Genomic DNA, 17,096 nt, shown 5'->3' on the forward strand with positions numbered 1-17,096 from the left:
ATTATCCTTGTGTTATGTTGATATGGTGTTGGTGTATTGATAATCCTTCATGGCTCAATGAAACCGAAGCTTTTGCCTGAAGAAGATTTTTATTTTTTTTGTGGGTGGTGTATTCTAATATAATGGTACCTGATGCAGGTTCCGATGTCTTTTCATTAAGCCTGATCCCACGCAGGATCTCCTGGGATGTACATAATTCACTGATTTTGCCATTCAAAATCATTAAAACAGTGTTTTCGCCTCCATTTTCCTGTTCTATATTGATTTCACATTGTACCGGAAAAGAATTCTGTAAAAAATAAAGCGGTTCTTTCCACTTTGTTTTCTTCTGAAACCAGTCTGTCTTCGGAAACAGCGTCTGAAAAAGAAGCGTACTCTGAAACTGCTGTAATAAAAATGATTCGTCTTTAATATTTCTTTCAAAAGCATTCATGTAATTTTGAGAAACTTCTCCTATATAGAACTCTTCAAGATCTTTACGCTGATGGATAAAAGTGTCAGTGATTTTTTTATGATCTGCAAGCCCCGTGATTTTGCCATGTTTATTAATAATAAACTCAAGGGGCATAATACTTTTCATGCAGGCAATAGAAAGACTGCTTATTTTATCATCAGGCGTGTTTCCATCAGATGTAAAATCTTTCTGGATGTAGCTTGCAATATATTGTTCTTTGTTTTGGTCTTTGCGGAGATTAAGATCAATGGTGTAACCGATGTTAACCGGATCTTCAAAAGGGCTTTCAAAACTTTCGTTAACAGTGTATGTTGTGGCAAAAAAGGAAGGAGAGAGTTGTGACGGAAGAGTATTTTTTCTTTCCTGTTCTTTCTGTACTTCTGTTTTGTAATGTACAGGAACAAAGATCGTTTTTACTTTATTAAGGTTTTCAAACCAGATCCTGTCCATTTTTTCACAATGATCATTATGAAACAGCTTCAGTTCTTCACCGGTCATGCCCAGCCGGGAAGCGATAGAAGTCAGCGTGTCTCCATTCCGTACCTGATATTGTAAGAAATCAATTTCCATCCAAAGTGAATTATCCTATAAAGCTATTAAAAAACTGTATTTGAAATTAATTTTTGGGGTTAAATTTTGAAAATTGTAGTAGAATTACGACATGAGATTGATACCATATAGATAACCACCCCGTCAAAAATTCTTTGAATTTTCGCCACCCCTCCGGAGGATGGGAATTTTTATGTCTCCAGTTGTGATGTTGGTCAGGATTGAAATTTATGTTGATGCTTTCTTGTTGGTTTAATGCGGATGGATTCTTACGGAATGACACAATTGGAATAATGGCTTATCCATACAGTTTGTCATTCCGAAGGAATCTCAGCTGCTATAAGGGTTTTCAACGTTTGTATACTTTTAAAACAGTTCGCTGTAACTTACAATAAGCAAATAAGAAACTTTTGTGGTTTCATGATATACAAATACAACCAAAAGTTATTATTAATTTTAAAGCTATAAAAAGCCAATATGAAGAATAGATTCTTACACGGAGTTTTCATAATATTGATCAGTTGGGTTCTGTATAGGCTCAGAAGTCAGGCGATCAAGCGTCTGTTTTTTTCACTACTAAAGCACAGGATACTGTAAAGATTGGAGAAACATTTAATGAGAAAGATACTACGGCCAGCGAGAGTTTAAAAAATAGGATAAAACCTATTCAGGCTAATTTTAAAAGAATCAATTCCATGACAAAATGGACTTCTTTCAAAAAGAAGGATATTGAAGGAGAATCTGCAGAAGGAGGAGAGTCCGTATTTTAATAAGTCCGAGGTTATCACAACCAGGAATTACTTTGAAAATGGAAATATCATTATGATCAGTAATACTACAGGACGTGGATTTAATATCGGTGCTGATTATACGTCTGAACAGGAGAAAAACTTAGCAGAGCGTTTCAAAAAGCTTCTGAAACTGGCAGAATAACGTCTGTTATTTCTTTTGATCAGCTTTAATAATATTCAGTCTTTCCTCAACTTCATTGATTCTTTTAAGCCAATAGTTAATTCCTTCCTGATTCGTGACAGTTTCCTTGAACGCATTACGGTTGACGGCCCATAGATGTGAGCTGTTCTTCTGATAATCCAGTTCCCTTTCTTTTTTTGTTTCAGGTTCAATACGATATCTCCAGAATACCAGTGATTTCATATATTCTGATCGGATCTTTTCCAGATATTCAATAATTGCTTTCCGGTCCTGCGGTATATAACCGGGGCCGGAGCATCCACACGAATGAAAAGTAATTCCGACGGTATACAAATCCTGGATATGGGCCCATTGCTTATCATCATTTTTAGGTGGTGATTTGAAGTCGAGTCCCATATTAGCCATCAGATTTCCGCATTCAGGACATTTGGCTTCCACTGAAACCTGAGCATCCCGGTCCACATCTTTAAGGTGGCGGCGTTTGAATGTTTTCCGGCAGTTGAAACAGGCATAATGACCTTTGTAAACCATCATGGCATATCGGCACATATTACAATCTTAATCTTTGGTTATAAGTTATTTTATTTATTTTTCCTCTTCATTATAATAGATTCCCATCAGGCTGGCGGCGCTTCTCGGGTCGTATACCGACCAAACATTTCCCCAGGGAAACTTGAAGGTGCAGCTTGGGAAAGGTTTTTTCTTTTTTTGGGTTGGAGATCTATTCAGAACCTTTGTAAGAAAAGTGTTGTTCCTGTGAAAGACATTCATTTCTTTTTCCTCCGTCCATTCACTCCAGTCTTTAGCATCACCATTTTCCCATGTGTTCATGTGAACAATGTCCAGCTGATTTTCAAAAAAGCACAGTCTGAAAGATACCTGATATCCCTGTATTTCTATAAGCTTAAAATAATACCAGAAATATCCGGTTTTTACATCCCACACATCATGATACTTTTCTCTATAAAAATCAGACTGTTTCAGCTGATCAAGACTCATTCCTTTATAAAGTCCGGTACTAAAGGTTTCCAGCTTTATAACTCCATTTTCACTGTTAATCAGCATGTCCCAAAAAATTGAAGCTATAAATATACCCGTTTTTTCTTTACAGACAACGAATAATATTTACAGCTTCCGGTAGAAATAGAAATATCGGTGTGTTATTTTGGTCTAGGGGTTTGAAATTATTAATGTAGATGGGATATCAGAAAGCCAAAGACTTTTGGTATCGATCAGGTTTTTCCAGCTTTTACTGCTGACCAGCATCAGGTCCTGAGAGTTCAGGAATTCTTTCTCAATTTTTTTCTCATTATACAGCGTAATATGATTGGGAGCCACCTGTTCAATACTTCTGATAAGTTCTTTTACCTCAATATTATTTCTGATCTGTCCTGCAGCATCCAGAATGATAATCTGAGAATTATTGTTATTGATCAGCCTTTTAGCATACTCAAGAAGGTAGAAATCACTCAGATTAAAAATCGGAACAAATACTTTATCTGCTGCGTTAAAATCCTTTTCCACCAGAACTCCCACAGGAATATTGGTTTTGTCGAGAATCTGAAGGGTAAAATCGTCAAAAGGAGAATTGTTGAATATATTTCCTTTACCTTTTACTGTGTTCAGCAGTTTTTCAGGATTAATGATCTTGGTTGTAAAGCCTAATAATCTTCCTAATAAACTGCCTTCATACATAGATTTGCCAAGCATGATCAGAAGCAGATCATAATGTCCTTTATTGGTAATGCTGGTAAGATCACTTTCAATATCAGTAGACGCCTTGAAGAGGGTAGTAACTTCCAGATTAAGATCCTGAGAGGTTTCAATTACATTCTGAAACTGTGAATTTTCATATTCGTTACTATCATAGGCATGCATCTCATCTACCGGTGCAATGTTCATGGCTGTGATGCTTTTATTGCCATTCATTTTATGGGTAAAGTTGTGAGCCAGTTTTAAAAGGGTACTTCCTGATTCCGGCTTGTCAAATGAGAGAAGCACACGGTACTTGGAATCATTATCCTGAATAGGTTCGTCCTGATTTTTTTTAGATTTAAAAATGAAATTAATAAAGTCAAGAGCTGGTCCCGTCATGAAAGTTGTAAAAAGGGCCATGATCACTAGCATTGCAAATATTTCAGGACTTAAAACACCAAGATCATACCCAATGTTGAGGACAATAAGCTCCATAAGACCTCTTGTATTCATGAGGGCTCCGATCGTTAAGCTTTCTTTCCAGCTTATGCCTACAAACTTTGCTGTAAGGGCACTTCCTGCAAATTTTCCTAGAACAGCAGTCAGAATAATAAATCCTGCGGTCATCCACAGATGGCTGTCATTAAGCAGGCCGATTTGTGTACGAAGTCCCGTAAATACAAAGAATAGCGGCAGTAGAAGTACTAAGGCGACATCTTCTACTTTATCGATAAAAAGGGTTCGGAACTTTGCATTTTCCGGCATGATAGCTCCCGCCATAAAAGCTCCGAATAAAGCATGAATACCGATTACTTCAGTAGCATATGCGGATAAGATTAATGTCAGGAAGAAAATAGCCACCATGGGTTTGCTGATTGTATTTTTTCCTACCTGAAGGTCTCCAACCCTTTTCAGGAAAGGCCTTACAATTTTAATCATTAGAAATACATAGGCAATGGCCATGATAATCACATAAATAGAACTGGTGAAAGAGCCTGCTTTTACAATTGCAATTACAGCAGCAAGAATACACCATGCCGTAATGTCATCTGCGGCAGCACAGGTAATCACAATAGTTCCCAGTTTGGTTTTCTGAAGGTTTCTTTCCTGTACAATCCTTGCCAGAACCGGAAATGCAGTAATACTCATAGAAATGGCTATAAACAAAGCAAAAGAAGTAAATTGAATACCGTCCGGAGCAAATTCCTGGTACACAAAATAGGAAAGTCCTATTCCCAGTGCAAAAGGAATAATGATACTGGCATGGCTGATGACCACAGCATCATGAGCTTTTTTTCTTAATACGCTCAGATCCAGCTCCATTCCTACAATGTACATAAAAAGGATAAGACCTATCTGACTCAGAAACTGCAGATTACCTAAAGATTCTTTAGGGAAAAGAAATGCTGAAAATTCAGGAAAGTACATTCCGACAAGTGACGGCCCCAGTACAATCCCTGCGATCATTTCTCCGATTACCGTAGGCTGCTTTATTTTCATACAAATCCATCCGAAAAGCCTTGCGGTCATAATAATCGTGACAATTTGTGCCAACAATAAGGCAAGCGGATGGTGAAGATTGGTTTTAAATGATTCCAGGAAATTTTCCCAGGTAGAGCCACTGCTGGTGCTGGCAACGATATTTTCTTTTACCTCCAGCGTTTGTCCTTCGATAATGAAGTAATACATCAGTCCGGAAAAGACTGCGATGGTCGTAATATAGAAAATTAAATTTTTGTATTTCCCCAAATTCATGATTCCAATTTTGATGCAAAGTTCATAAGAATATAGTTATGTTAAATACTCTTTTTTTTAAAATGTAATGAATGTTCTAAAAAATGTAATAAAATCTATCTGAAAGAGTAACCAAGCCCAATTCCTATCTTCCAGCTGCCATTCTGATCGGCCGTTTTTGAATTATAGTAAGCAGGAATCTGAACGGCAATCTTTTTATAAACCATTGTCAGACCAGCTCCCAGAGTAGGCATAATGGGACTGTTTTTTGTTCCGGATGATCTGTCTTCTTTAATCCTTAGCGAAGGAAGCATTCCCAGTATAAATTTGGCATTTTTATAAGTAAAGTTCAGATTCGGGCCTGTGAAGTTGATAAACGCACCATGATCTACATATCCGGCTGTTGCTATTCCGTCAAAAAAGGAAGCCTTAACTTTTGAAGTAGTCTCCTGGGAAAAACAGAAACCGGATATGAGAATTCCAGCAGCATAGAAAAAGTTTTTCATTATAAAATCATTTAATTCTCTGCAAAAGTAAAATGGATTGTATATTGAAAAAGATGCGCTGTAATAAAGCGGGTATATTCTGTAATGAAACAGAAAATATCTGAAGAAAGATTATTTCCCAAATCGCTCCATCAGAGAATTTTTGTAGGCATCTCCGATCTGGAGTTTCAGAAATGTATGGTCTTCCGAAGGAATGGTTGTAATAATTTCGTTGGTTGAAAATACTTTAATAGAAGATAGGGCAATAATCTCTTTTTTATTGACCTGTGCAAAATCCTTGGATGGCAGCATTTCCAGAAGATTTTTGAAATTCAGGTTTTTTAAAACAATGGTAGTTCCGTCGCTGAGTATAATATCTTTATCCCTGCTGTCAATTTCGGAGGTTTTGATATAAGAAATCTGTTCTGTGAATATAACGGTTTTTCCAATGTTGGTATTCCATTCGATAAATGGCTTTTTAGGACTGTCTTCCACAAGTTCCTTCGCTTTCTCAAATGCCTGGATCAACCGCTCTTTTTTTATAGGTTTTCTTACGTAATCCACCACATTCAGGTCGAAAGCTTCTGCTGCGTATTCTTTATAGGCGGTTGTAAAGATGATTTTTTTTGAGCCTGAAATAATCCCAGCTACCTGAAGACCTGTTATTCCGGGCATTTCAATATCCAGAATACACAGATTGCAGTCGATGCTGTCTATTTCATTCAGAAAAACCTTAGGATCATTGAATGCTTTTACAACTTCTACATTTTCGATCTGCTCGCATAGAAGTTTTAAATAACTGATCGCCAGTAATTCGTCATCCAGAATAACGCATTTTATCATAGAATTCTCCTAAATTGATTTTTAACTCTGCTGTAAAAACACCGTTTCTTGAGCTTCTTTCAAGCTGGTAATACGTACTGTAGATCATCTTAAGCCGTTGATCAAAAGACTGACTTCCAAAACCGCTTTTTTCTTTTTCCAGAATATTTTTTAAAGAAGCTTTATTGCTTACTTTCATGGTGAAAATTCCGTTTTCAAGCTCCATGTAAATAGAAATGAAAGAGTCCTGGGCGAGAAAATCTGTATGTTTGAAAGCATTTTCAATAAGGTCTACAGAAATCAACGGGGCAAATACCTTTTCTTCATATACGGAATCGGTCTTGTTGATCCTGGATTTGATTCTGAAGTCGAAGAGGGGATTGATCTTGATTTTATTAATCTCAATAAGGCTTAAAGCAAAATTGAGCTCTTCTTTAGGACTGACAAACTTGTTGTTGCTTTCGTATAAAATATAATCCAGCACATTGGCCAGCTTATCCAGTGACATATACGTCTGATAGGCATGTGACTGAACTGAATTGAGAATATTTTTAAACAAATGCGGGTTCAGCTTAGTACCTATGTGTTCCAGACGGACTTCATTCAGACGTTGTTCAATAAGTTTGTTGGTTTCTGATAGTTTGGTATTTCTCTGTTTCAGTTTATGATTCTGGCTGAAGAGATAAATACTTGTTGTCAGAAACAGGAAAATGGCAAAAACTCCGATGAATATCAGATAATCATGAATCATGTAGTAATTGCCTTCCATAATGTAGGATTATAAAAAACTATTTAAGTTTCTTCAGACCGTTTACAGTCACACTTTCTTCACATTTTTCAAAAGTGATCTCGTAAGACGGATTTTTTTCAGGGTAGGTTAAAAGATAGTCAGGACATGGTTTTTTCTGAGCATGGCTGCGGTCAAAATCCACTTTTCCGTTGGTAATGATACTGTCTTTTACAAATTTTTCATCAATCTTGTAGGTTGTCATGGCATTTTTAGCCTCATCAGAATATTTGAATTCCTTGGAAAGTGTTTCTGCAATAACACGGCTGTTGGGTAAGTAGCCGCTGCAGCTTGCTCCCTTCTTGTTCAAAATAAAAAATACAATCAGAAGCCCCGGTATGAAGCCTATTGCATAAAATTTCAGTTTCTTCATTAGAAAATTAAAAGATTGATATCGTGGTATGTAAGTCCGAAACGGTCGCAGATGATCTTCTTGGTATGTCTTCCCTTGTACATATATAAGCTCTGCTTCATTTCGTTTTTGCGGATCAGCATGTTTTCAAAGCCGCCCTCTTCGTCATAATTTAAAATATAGGAAAGGAAGAAGTTTGAGATCGCCTTGGTGGTGGTTCTCGGCATTCTTGAGGTAAGGTTCGGAAGTCCGCAGTGGATGACACCGTGTTTGATGACGTAAGGATCTTCCATGGTGGTAAGTTCTGAAGTTTCAATCACTTTACCGTTATCTATGGTGATATCGATGATCACACTGCCTTTTTTCATTTTCATGACCATATCTTCAGTAACGATAGGCGTCATATTCAGTCTTGGAAGTGCTCCGATCACTACATCAGCACGTCTTAAACTTTTGCTGAGTTCTTTAGGGTCAATAATGGAAGTCGGTACACGACTGTCAACAATGGTGTGAAGCCTTCTCAGTTTTGATAAAGAATTATCAAAAACCTTTACGCTGGCTCCTAAACCAATGGCTGCTTTTGTCGCAAATTCACCTACAATTCCGGCTCCGAGAACTACTACTTCTGCAGGTCTTACTCCTGTAATTCCTCCAAGCATTAAACCATTGGATAAGGCTAATAATTCGGATGCATATAAAATAGAAACAGTTCCTGCAATTTCACCTACTAATCTTACTAAAGCCAGCTGCTTGTATTCATCAACAATAAATTCGAAAGCAATAGCATTTATTTTTTTCTCTGCAAGCTTTAAGAAATACTCCTTATCTCTGAGATTGATCTGAAGTGCTGAAACCAGATAGGTATTGGGTTTCATGTATTCAATTTCTTCCTCTGTAGGAGGATTTACCTTCAGAATAAGATCCTGCCCGAAAGCTTCTTTAGGATCATTGGTGATCTTTGCTCCAGATTCAGAGTATTGTAAATCTGTAAAAAAAGAACCTTGTCCGGCCCCTGATTCTATAATGATCTCATGGCCATGCTCTACCAGCACCTGTACGGCGTCGGGAGTAATGCAGGTTCTCCTTTCGTTGAGACAGGTTTCTTTAGGAATCCCAATACTGAACTGTTTTCCTTTTTTTATAACCTCCAATTTTTCCTCTTTCGGCATTAATTCTTCTTCTGTGAAAGGAGTAAAAATATTTGTACTCATCCTTAAATTAAATTATGTCTTACAGATTGTTATTTTACACTCAATTAATGAGCAAAGATACATAATATTTAATCGAATGAAATTTCTCTGTTTTCACCCGTGTTCACAATGCTCATTGTGTGGTAGTTGAGCCCGTAAAGCTCTTCCTCATACACTTCGGGCCATTCGATAATGCATAAAAAAGAATTGTCCAGATATTCTTCAATACCGATATCATATACTTCTTCTATGTTTTTCAGACGGTACAGATCAAAATGATAAACCTTTCCCTTGGGTGTATTATATTCGTTAACAATGGAGTAGGTAGGAGAGTTCACTTCATCGGTACTTTCCAGTTTTTTTAGAAGAAACTGGGTAAACGTCGTTTTGCCAGCACCCAGGTTCCCTTTTAAAAGGAGAATATTATGTTTTAATTGAGGGATGATCTGTTCAACGATCTGTTCCCATTCATTATAAGAGTTTACTTTCATGGAACAAATTTACTTCTAAATTATTATTTTTTATATGTAGCCCGTAATAAAAAAGCAGCTTTATTTTCTGATGATAAGTTTACTATATCAGGAATCAGAACTTATAAATGCATTAAAATATTAATTGATTGAGATGATACAGGAAAGTATAAAATTCATAAAGTGCTTATTCTTATTTTATTTTCTTTTTTAATCCTCAGGTATTTTCTGTTAATTTTTGTTAACGCATTAATTTACACGAATTTTATTAATATAAGTATTTGATTATCAGTTGGTTTTTATATGTATCGCATGATTATTTTTGTGAAATACTAATGGTTTTCACAGTAAAGTGTATTAATTTTAAACCTGATAACAATTTAAACACTTAGGTTATGAAAAAATTTCTGTTTTTATGTTTACTTATTATTTCGGGTAAGTTTTTTACGCAACAACTTCCGTATGCTACTTTGCCGAAACCTCATTTATTATCCCTGAATTATCTTAACAGTCTTTTAGAGAATAACATTTTGTATGGGAGTACACCTCCTAATTTTAATGGAAAAACGATTCTTTTCACCCATGGGTTCATAGGATCAACGGAGTCTCTACTCATTGGTAACTCAATGTATAAGGAAGCCTATAATGCTGGATATAAAACTGCTTTCGTGGCTACCAGTAGACTTAAGGGAGATTGGGAAAATGGTGAAATTCTATCGCGTGCAATTGATCAGGTAGGGAATCATTTAAATGCAAATACTATGACTATCATAGGCCACAGTAATGGTGGAAAAGCAGCAGATGTTGCCTTATTGGAATACCAGAAAATTAATAAAATAGACAAGGTGATTACTCTGGGAACACCTCATTGGGGAACTCAGCTGGCAGATTTTATTAATTATCCTGCATGGTCATGGATAACAGGGGCATTAGGTTTGGGAACAGGATCACAATTATCTACAACTTATTACTGTGAAACTTATTTCAGACCTTATATGGATAATCATCCTCTTAACCAGCCTCAAAAATTTTATAGCCTGGGAGCGTGGGGATATACCAGACTCACAGGTTTGTTTTCGCCAATAATTATACCAGCCGGAACTGCAATTGCTGCTTTAGGCGGAGGTAAGAATGATGGGGTAACTCCATTTTACAGCTCTACAAGACCAGGAGCAAAACAGCTAATGTCGGATAATGATCTCAGAGGATATATCAATCATATAGATATTATGGAAGGGGTATATGTCTGGGATGAAGCTATTAAACCGGTGTTAGACGGGCTGGTGGTTAATACGGGAGTTTCCGGTAGATCACTGCAAACTGAAAGTAGAGAATTTAAAGCTGTCAGCAATTATCAGGTAATTTCAAGCGAAGAACCTGAGAACTTACAGCTAAGCAAGGATGCCAGAAATATTCAGTTTGAAATTATTACAAAAAATTCAAATGCCTCAGTAGATATTACAGACCCAATAACAGGGAAAGCCCTTAGACAGATCAGACCAGAAACAAAAGATAACAGAAATACAGAAAATCACCTGTTGTCATCCAATTATACCTTGGAAAACAGACAAGTTAAGCTTAAGAGCAACTCTGAGTTTATTGCAGTAGTAAAAGACGGAATAGATAATCCGATGGAGTATAAAGTAATTAAAGAAAACAGAAAAACCTATCTGGAAATATCTTTTCCTAAACTTACTTCGGATGATCTTGATAAAGTGGTGATCAAAAGTTCGGTTTATCGAATATCAGGCTTGAAAGGAGAGAGAGGAAAGGAAAAATCTGTAAATGTAAAATTCAACCTTCAGAATAATAGATTTTTGGCAGATGTCAGCAATGAAGAAGCAGGAGTTTATTCCATCAGGTTAAATGCCCGGATAGGAACTAATATAAAAAGAACATTATTGAGTGGTTTTGTTGTATCAACCGAGGGAAATAATGTTGATAATGCTGTTGAATCTGGTAAGAAAGATCAGGTATTTGCCCTTGATACAAATCCTGTTGTAGAAAACTCAAAGCTTGTAAGTAAAACTGAGCTAACTGGAAATATATCAGTTAAAATCTACAATTATGCATCAAAATTGATGAACGAACATACGGTAAAGGCAAAAGGCGAAAAAAATATAGAATTAGGCAGATTTACTAAAGACCTGGCAAAAGGAAACTATGTGGTTATAATTGATTATAAAAATACAAAACAAAGCATAAAATTCATAAAGGATTAATTTTTGTATCATGTGTTTTTAGGCCGGAAAATTCCCGGCCTTTTTTTATTGAAGAATATCATAGGAGTTTTGAGTTATTGCGAAATATCATAAACTGAAAAATGTAGAATTTCTTTTTTGTTAAAGGAAAAGAAATATCTTACTTTTACACTATGATTTCCAAGCAGACCATTGATAAAATATTCTCCACCATCCGCGTTGAAGAGATTGTGGGTGAGTATGTGCAGTTGAAAAGGGCAGGGTCTAACTACAAAGGACTCAGTCCGTTTCATGATGAAAAAACACCAAGTTTTGTAGTTTCTGCCAGCAAGCAGATCTGGAAAGACTTCTCTACAGGAAAAGGAGGAACGGCCATCTCTTTCCTGATGGAAATTGAGAACTTTACGTATCCTGAAGCACTTCGCCACGCTGCAAAAAAATACGGAATTGAAATTGAAGAAGACCAGCGTGACATTTCTGAGGAAGCAAAAAATGCCCAGACAGAAAAAGATTTGCTGTATAAAATCCATGAAGTTGCCAATACATATTTTCAGGAAATCCTTTGGGATGATCAGGAAGGCAGGAGCATAGGACTTTCTTACTTTAAAGAGAGAGAGCTTCGGGATGACATCATTAAAAAATTCCAGCTCGGATATTCTCCTGAGAAAAAGAATGCTTTTACAGCATATGCGCTGGAAAAGGGATACACTAAAGAAATTCTTGAAAAATCCGGACTTTCTATTTTTCCGGAAAATACGCCTGCAGGGGTAGACCGTTTCAGGGAAAGGGTCATTTTCCCGATTCACAGTTTTTCCGGTAGAGTATTAGGATTTGGAGCAAGAATCCTTAAAAATAATGTCAAAACAGCGAAGTATCTCAATTCACCGGAAACAGAGATCTACCATAAATCAAATGTACTTTATGGATTAAACCAGAGTAAACAGGCCATTTCAAGGAAGAATGCCTGTCTTTTGGTGGAAGGATATATGGATGTGATTTCGCTTCATATGTCGGGAATTGAAAACGTTGTGGCAAGTTCCGGAACATCCTTAACTACTGAGCAAATTAAACTCATTAAGAGACTAACGGAAAACGTAACAATTCTTTTTGACGGAGATAATGCAGGTATTAAAGCCAGTTTCCGAAGTATTGATATGCTTCTGACAGAAGGAATGAATATCCGTGTATTGCTTTTCCCTGATGGAGATGACCCGGATTCATTTGCCAGAAAACATCCGCAGGAGTACGTTGAAAAGTATATCGAAAACGAAGCGATGGATTTCATCGACTTTAAAGCGGAAATTCTGTTAAAAGATATAGGAAACGATCCTATCAAAAAGGCTGAGGCGATAAGGGATATTGTAAAATCAGTTTCCTTTGTACAGAATGCCCTGAAAAGAGAAGTTTATCTAAAGGAGGTTTCCAATAAATTCGGACTTTCCGAGCAGAGTCTTTTCAATGAACTGGATGTCCAGAAGCAGATCACGCAGAATCAGACCCATCATGTTCAGCAACAGCAAAAGGAAAAAGCAGCAGCTCCGAAGATGGAGATTGTTCCTTTGGATCAGGAAAAAGAAGACCCTTTTCTTTATGACGTCTTATTCATGGAGAATAAATTGGTGGATCATATGTTGATGTTCGGAGACATTATCCTGAAAAGGAGAAATGAGCAAAATGAGGAATATCAGATTACCGTTATTGAAGAAATTCTTCACCATTTCGAAGAAGAACAATATACATTTTTAGTTAAAGAAAATGAGATCATTATCAACCAGGTGAGGGAAGGAATCCAAAAGGATGAGCTGAGAAGTGGAAACTTTTTTGTATCTTTTATGGATGAAGAGATTACGACGAAGGTTGTAGATGCTCTGATTCCGCTGGATGAGCTTGAAAACTGGGCTTCCAGAAATATTTATCCTCCCAATTACGGAGATAAAGTGGCAGATCAGATCAAAGGCGATATTTTATTGCATAAATACAGATATATTGACTATTTGATCAAAGAAACAGCTAAAGAACTTGATCAGTATAGCAATACGGATGAAATAAAATACTACGAGCTGATCAAAAAGATCACTTTGCTGAAGCAGGCTTCTATCCGGTTGAGTAATATCATCGAATATTCACCTATCAAAGGAATTTATGTAGATAGAAAGAGATAGTTTAAAGTCAGATTTTTTTGGAAGTCTGTGACAAAAAGTCCTATAAAATTTTAGGAATAAATATTGTAATTTAAACTTTGAGAATATTTAAAAAATAATACATAATAGAAATATGGACATTAAAAAGGAATTCAGAGACTTCTCTGTAAAACATTTAGGAAACAGCGGTTTGGTAACCGATCAGTATATGGGAATGTATGGACCAACGAATCTTACTCCGTACATCATGGAAGAAAGAAGATTAAACGTTGCCCAGATGGACGTTTTTTCCCGTCTGATGATGGACAGAATTATCTTCCTGGGAACAGGTATTGATGATCAGGTAGCCAACATCGTTACGGCTCAGCTTTTATTCCTGGAAAGTGCTGACCCTTCAAAAGATATTCAGATTTATATCAACTCTCCCGGGGGTAGCGTTTATGCCGGTTTAGGTATTTATGACACAATGCAGATCATCAAACCTGACGTAGCGACTATCTGTACAGGTATGGCTGCTTCAATGGGAGCTGTATTACTGGTTGCCGGAGAAAAAGGAAAACGTTCTGCACTTAAGCACTCAAGAGTAATGATTCACCAGCCTTCAGGAGGTGCCCAGGGAGTTGCTTCTGACATGGAGATCAACTTAAGAGAGATGTTGAAATTGAAGCAAGAGCTTTATGAGATCATCGCTCATCATTCAGGACAAACCTATGAATGGGTAGAAAAATCTTCTGACAGAGATTACTGGATGACTTCTGAAGAAGCAAAAGGCTACGGAATGGTAGATGAGGTTTTACAAAGATCTACAGAGAAAAAATAATTGATTTTTAAAATCATAAGAAGCCGCACCAATCTGGTGCGGCTTTTTTGTTGGATTATGTTTTAAGTTTAGAGTCCTACAAAATGACAAACTGAATGGATAAACCATTATTTCAATTGTGTCATTCCGTAGTAATCCAGCCACAATTACTCATGAAGAATATATCAGAAGAAATATACAATTCAAATCATATTGCAGTTGAAGATGTAAGAATTCCATCCTGTAGGTTGGCAAAACTCAAAAAATTTTTGACGGGGTGGTTTTAAATGGGACAACCACTCAACATTGTTAAAATACAATTATCATTACATTCAAGATCAGTTTATAATCAATCTCTATTTTCGCTGCCATAAAAGTGAATATGAAAAAATTACTATGGTCTGCTGTGATGTTGACCGTATTGGCTTCATGTAAAAGTGACGATGATACAACCATAATTAATCAGGATATTAATTATTCCAAACTACCTCAGGAATTTCCATTTACAAAGCTGGCTACGATCAACGGAGTAGATGTTATCAATGGTGGATTTGGCTCCGGAGCAGCCGCTCATCCAACAAGAAAAGGTGAATTTTATGTCATTACAGACAGAGGTCCCAATACTGATTTCCAGGACGGAAAAAAATTCCTGGCCCCTAACTTTACCCCAACCATTATGCATTTTAAAATCAATGCAGACGGGAATATTGAGGTAATCAAATATATCAAGCTTAAAAATCCTTTCGGACAGCCTATTACCGGACTTCCAAACCCTGCAGGAATGGGAAGTACAGGAGAGACTGCATATGATGCTTCAGGAAATGTTTTAGGTACTGATAAGTACGGTCTTGACAGTGAAAGTATTGTAGCAGCAGCTGATGGTACATTCTGGGTTTCTGATGAGTACGGTCCGCACATTGTACATTACAGTGCTGATGGAATGGAAATGGAAAGGATAAGTCCGGTTGGTGTAGATACAGGACCAAGAAAACTACCGGCTGTTTTAGCAAAAAGAAGGGCCAACCGTGGAATGGAAGGACTTTGTATGGCTCCGGACGGCAGAACATTGGTGGGAACCATACAGTCTATGATGTATGTGCCCAGCAAAGCATTGGCAACCAATAAAACTTTAACGAGAATTGTCACATTTGATACGGTTACAGGGCAGACTAAACAGTTTTTATATAAACAGGAAGGAGGAGCTTCTGATTCAGTGTGTGATATTACAGCAATAAGCAACAGTGAATTCTTAGTCATTGAAAGAGACGGAAATTTCGGATCTCAGGGAGGAATTAAAAAAGTTTACAGAATCAATCTGAGCAATGCAACGGATGTAAGCGGACCAGATATTAACGCCGTAGACGGAATGAAAGTGAATGGAAAAGCTTTGGAACAATGTTCATGGGATGAAATTACGAATGCCGGAATAAAAACAGTTACCAAAACATTGGCGGTGGATCTTGTAGCAAAACTGGGCTATGAGCACGATAAATTTGAGGGAATTGTCTACTTAGGAAACAATAAACTGGCTGTTTTCAATGATGATGACTTCGGAGTGGTGGATGATGGAAACGGAAACCCCAAAGCCAAAATTTTACCTAAAACAGGTAAAGTAGACAAAGGAACTATGTATGTAGTCGATATTCAATAATTAGATTTTTTTAAAGAAAACGGCGGAATCGAAGATTCCGCCGTTTTTATTTTAGATCAATGAATTCTAGTTAAAAGCTTCAATAATTTTAGAGAAGTCTTCCAGCTTCAAAGCAGCTCCTCCAATCAGACCTCCATCGATGTCCGGCTGAGAGAAAATTTCTTTTGCGTTGTCCGGTTTTACAGATCCTCCATAAAGAATTGAAACCTCATCAGCAACTTCCTGTCCGTATTTCGCAGCAATAATGTTTCTGATGTGAGCGTGGATTTCCTGAGCCTGCTCCGGGCTTGCTGTTTCTCCCGTTCCGATAGCCCAAACCGGTTCATAAGCAATCACCACTTTTTTAATTTCTTCAGCAGAAAGGGTGAAAAGCGCTACTTCAGTCTGATTTTTTACGACTTCAAGGTGCTGTCCTGCCTTTCTCTGCTCAAGAGTTTCTCCATTGCAGTAAACAGGAATAAGACCTTTATCAAGAGCCAGTTTGATTTTTCTGTTACAGTGAGAATCAGTTTCTCCGTGGTATTGTCTTCTTTCAGAATGTCCGATCAAAGAACCTGTAGCATCAATGGATTCCAGCATATCTGCAGAAATTTCACCGGTGTAAGCACCACTTTCATGCTCGCTCATATCCTGAGAAAATACACCGATTTCATCCTTTTCAAAAATGTCTTTCGCCATCATCAGGTATAATGAAGGGGGAGCGATCCAAACTTCACAGTTGGTAGCGTTATTATTTTTATAGCTTAGTAACTGAATCATTAATTGTTGTGCATCAATTACATTTTTGTTCATTTTCCAGTTGCCTGCAACTATTTTTCTTCTCATAAGATTTA

16 protein-coding genes are annotated in these 17,096 nt (G+C 37.0%); 5 read left to right on the forward strand and 11 right to left on the reverse strand.

Annotation, left to right across the window (positions count from 1 at the left end; genetic code table 11):
* Position 1 precedes the first annotated feature (1 nt).
* A complete protein-coding gene (locus EL165_RS24535; protein WP_002980873.1) occupies positions 2 to 1,024 on the reverse strand; it encodes a LysM peptidoglycan-binding domain-containing protein in 1,023 nt (340 codons plus the stop codon).
* Between the two features lie 708 nt (positions 1,025 to 1,732).
* Here EL165_RS24535 and EL165_RS24540 point away from each other — a divergent pair.
* Complete coding sequence (locus tag EL165_RS24540; protein WP_002980872.1) at positions 1,733 to 1,936, forward strand: hypothetical protein; 204 nt, start codon at positions 1,733 to 1,735, stop codon at positions 1,934 to 1,936.
* Between the two features lie 6 nt (positions 1,937 to 1,942).
* On the opposite strand, the gene EL165_RS24545 is transcribed toward EL165_RS24540, so the two are convergent.
* The 9 genes from EL165_RS24545 to tsaE form a co-directional block, all read right to left on the reverse strand.
* Positions 1,943 to 2,470, reverse strand: a complete 528-nt coding sequence (locus EL165_RS24545; protein ID WP_228370539.1) for a hypothetical protein — start codon at positions 2,468 to 2,470, stop codon at positions 1,943 to 1,945.
* A 51-nt stretch (positions 2,471 to 2,521) separates the two neighbouring features.
* On the reverse strand, positions 2,522 to 3,001 hold the full coding sequence (locus EL165_RS24550; protein WP_002980870.1) for a hypothetical protein: 480 nt from the start codon (positions 2,999 to 3,001) through the stop codon (positions 2,522 to 2,524).
* A 105-nt stretch (positions 3,002 to 3,106) separates the two neighbouring features.
* The gene (locus tag EL165_RS24555) at positions 3,107 to 5,386 is read right to left on the reverse strand and encodes a cation:proton antiporter (protein ID WP_002980869.1); all 2,280 of its coding nucleotides are present in this window, start codon (positions 5,384 to 5,386) and stop codon (positions 3,107 to 3,109) included.
* Positions 5,387 to 5,481: 95 nt separating this feature from the next.
* Positions 5,482 to 5,871, reverse strand: coding sequence for a hypothetical protein (locus EL165_RS24560; RefSeq protein WP_002980868.1), 390 nt, complete (start codon positions 5,869 to 5,871; stop codon positions 5,482 to 5,484).
* Between the two features lie 111 nt (positions 5,872 to 5,982).
* Positions 5,983 to 6,693: a LytR/AlgR family response regulator transcription factor gene (locus tag EL165_RS24565; protein WP_002980867.1), complete on the reverse strand. Its 711-nt coding sequence runs from the start codon at positions 6,691 to 6,693 to the stop codon at positions 5,983 to 5,985.
* On the reverse strand, positions 6,668 to 7,441 hold the full coding sequence (locus EL165_RS24570; protein WP_002980866.1) for a histidine kinase: 774 nt from the start codon (positions 7,439 to 7,441) through the stop codon (positions 6,668 to 6,670). The genes EL165_RS24565 and EL165_RS24570 overlap by 26 nt, the downstream gene beginning before the upstream one ends.
* A gap of 19 nt (positions 7,442 to 7,460) precedes the next feature.
* Positions 7,461 to 7,832 carry a hypothetical protein gene (locus tag EL165_RS24575; protein ID WP_002980865.1) on the reverse strand — a complete coding sequence of 124 codons (372 nt, stop codon included), beginning with the start codon at positions 7,830 to 7,832 and terminating at the stop codon, positions 7,461 to 7,463.
* On the reverse strand, positions 7,832 to 9,022 hold the full coding sequence (locus tag EL165_RS24580) for an alanine dehydrogenase (protein WP_002980864.1): 1,191 nt from the start codon (positions 9,020 to 9,022) through the stop codon (positions 7,832 to 7,834). The genes EL165_RS24575 and EL165_RS24580 overlap by 1 nt, the downstream gene beginning before the upstream one ends.
* 68 nt (positions 9,023 to 9,090) lie before the next feature.
* Complete coding sequence (gene tsaE, locus EL165_RS24585; RefSeq protein WP_002980863.1) at positions 9,091 to 9,492, reverse strand: tRNA (adenosine(37)-N6)-threonylcarbamoyltransferase complex ATPase subunit type 1 TsaE; 402 nt, start codon at positions 9,490 to 9,492, stop codon at positions 9,091 to 9,093.
* 374 nt (positions 9,493 to 9,866) lie between these two features.
* Between tsaE and EL165_RS24590 the strand changes: the two genes are divergently transcribed.
* The 4 genes from EL165_RS24590 to EL165_RS24605 all read left to right on the forward strand — a co-directional run bounded on the left by EL165_RS24590 (position 9,867) and on the right by EL165_RS24605 (position 16,263).
* Complete coding sequence (locus EL165_RS24590; protein WP_002980862.1) at positions 9,867 to 11,693, forward strand: hypothetical protein; 1,827 nt, start codon at positions 9,867 to 9,869, stop codon at positions 11,691 to 11,693.
* 152 nt (positions 11,694 to 11,845) lie between these two features.
* The gene (gene dnaG / locus EL165_RS24595; RefSeq protein ID WP_002980861.1) at positions 11,846 to 13,834 is read left to right on the forward strand and encodes a DNA primase; all 1,989 of its coding nucleotides are present in this window, start codon (positions 11,846 to 11,848) and stop codon (positions 13,832 to 13,834) included.
* Positions 13,835 to 13,946: 112 nt separating this feature from the next.
* Positions 13,947 to 14,633 (forward strand): ATP-dependent Clp endopeptidase proteolytic subunit ClpP, encoded by a 687-nt coding sequence (gene clpP / locus EL165_RS24600; protein ID WP_002980860.1) that lies wholly within the window; start codon positions 13,947 to 13,949, stop codon positions 14,631 to 14,633.
* Positions 14,634 to 14,994: 361 nt separating this feature from the next.
* Positions 14,995 to 16,263, forward strand: a complete 1,269-nt coding sequence (locus EL165_RS24605) for an esterase-like activity of phytase family protein (protein WP_002980858.1) — start codon at positions 14,995 to 14,997, stop codon at positions 16,261 to 16,263.
* Positions 16,264 to 16,329: 66 nt separating this feature from the next.
* Here the strand turns inward: EL165_RS24605 and tpiA are convergent, their stop codons facing one another.
* Positions 16,330 to 17,088, reverse strand: a complete 759-nt coding sequence (gene tpiA, locus EL165_RS24610) for a triose-phosphate isomerase (protein WP_002980856.1) — start codon at positions 17,086 to 17,088, stop codon at positions 16,330 to 16,332.
* Between the last annotated feature and the right edge of the window lie 8 nt (positions 17,089 to 17,096).

Origin of the sequence: Chryseobacterium gleum (assembly GCF_900636535.1) — a bacterium.
GTDB lineage: Bacteria > Bacteroidota > Bacteroidia > Flavobacteriales > Weeksellaceae > Chryseobacterium > Chryseobacterium gleum.

Excerpts from the sequence above, each read along its gene's own strand:
- EL165_RS24535 (WP_002980873.1), bottom strand. The coding sequence starts at position 1,024 with ATGGAAATTGATTTCTTACAATATCAGGTACGGAATGGAGACACGCTG.
- EL165_RS24545 (WP_228370539.1), bottom strand. The coding sequence starts at position 2,470 with ATGATGGTTTACAAAGGTCATTATGCCTGTTTCAACTGCCGGAAAACA.
- EL165_RS24550 (WP_002980870.1), bottom strand. The coding sequence starts at position 3,001 with ATGCTGATTAACAGTGAAAATGGAGTTATAAAGCTGGAAACCTTTAGT.
- EL165_RS24555 (WP_002980869.1), bottom strand. The coding sequence starts at position 5,386 with ATGAATTTGGGGAAATACAAAAATTTAATTTTCTATATTACGACCATC.
- EL165_RS24560 (WP_002980868.1), bottom strand. The coding sequence starts at position 5,871 with ATGAAAAACTTTTTCTATGCTGCTGGAATTCTCATATCCGGTTTCTGT.
- EL165_RS24565 (WP_002980867.1), bottom strand. The coding sequence starts at position 6,693 with ATGATAAAATGCGTTATTCTGGATGACGAATTACTGGCGATCAGTTAT.
- EL165_RS24570 (WP_002980866.1), bottom strand. The coding sequence starts at position 7,441 with ATGGAAGGCAATTACTACATGATTCATGATTATCTGATATTCATCGGA.
- EL165_RS24575 (WP_002980865.1), bottom strand. The coding sequence starts at position 7,832 with ATGAAGAAACTGAAATTTTATGCAATAGGCTTCATACCGGGGCTTCTG.
- EL165_RS24580 (WP_002980864.1), bottom strand. The coding sequence starts at position 9,022 with ATGAGTACAAATATTTTTACTCCTTTCACAGAAGAAGAATTAATGCCG.
- tsaE (WP_002980863.1), bottom strand. The coding sequence starts at position 9,492 with ATGAAAGTAAACTCTTATAATGAATGGGAACAGATCGTTGAACAGATC.
- EL165_RS24590 (WP_002980862.1), top strand. The coding sequence starts at position 9,867 with ATGAAAAAATTTCTGTTTTTATGTTTACTTATTATTTCGGGTAAGTTT.
- dnaG (WP_002980861.1), top strand. The coding sequence starts at position 11,846 with ATGATTTCCAAGCAGACCATTGATAAAATATTCTCCACCATCCGCGTT.
- clpP (WP_002980860.1), top strand. The coding sequence starts at position 13,947 with ATGGACATTAAAAAGGAATTCAGAGACTTCTCTGTAAAACATTTAGGA.
- EL165_RS24605 (WP_002980858.1), top strand. The coding sequence starts at position 14,995 with ATGAAAAAATTACTATGGTCTGCTGTGATGTTGACCGTATTGGCTTCA.
- tpiA (WP_002980856.1), bottom strand. The coding sequence starts at position 17,088 with ATGAGAAGAAAAATAGTTGCAGGCAACTGGAAAATGAACAAAAATGTA.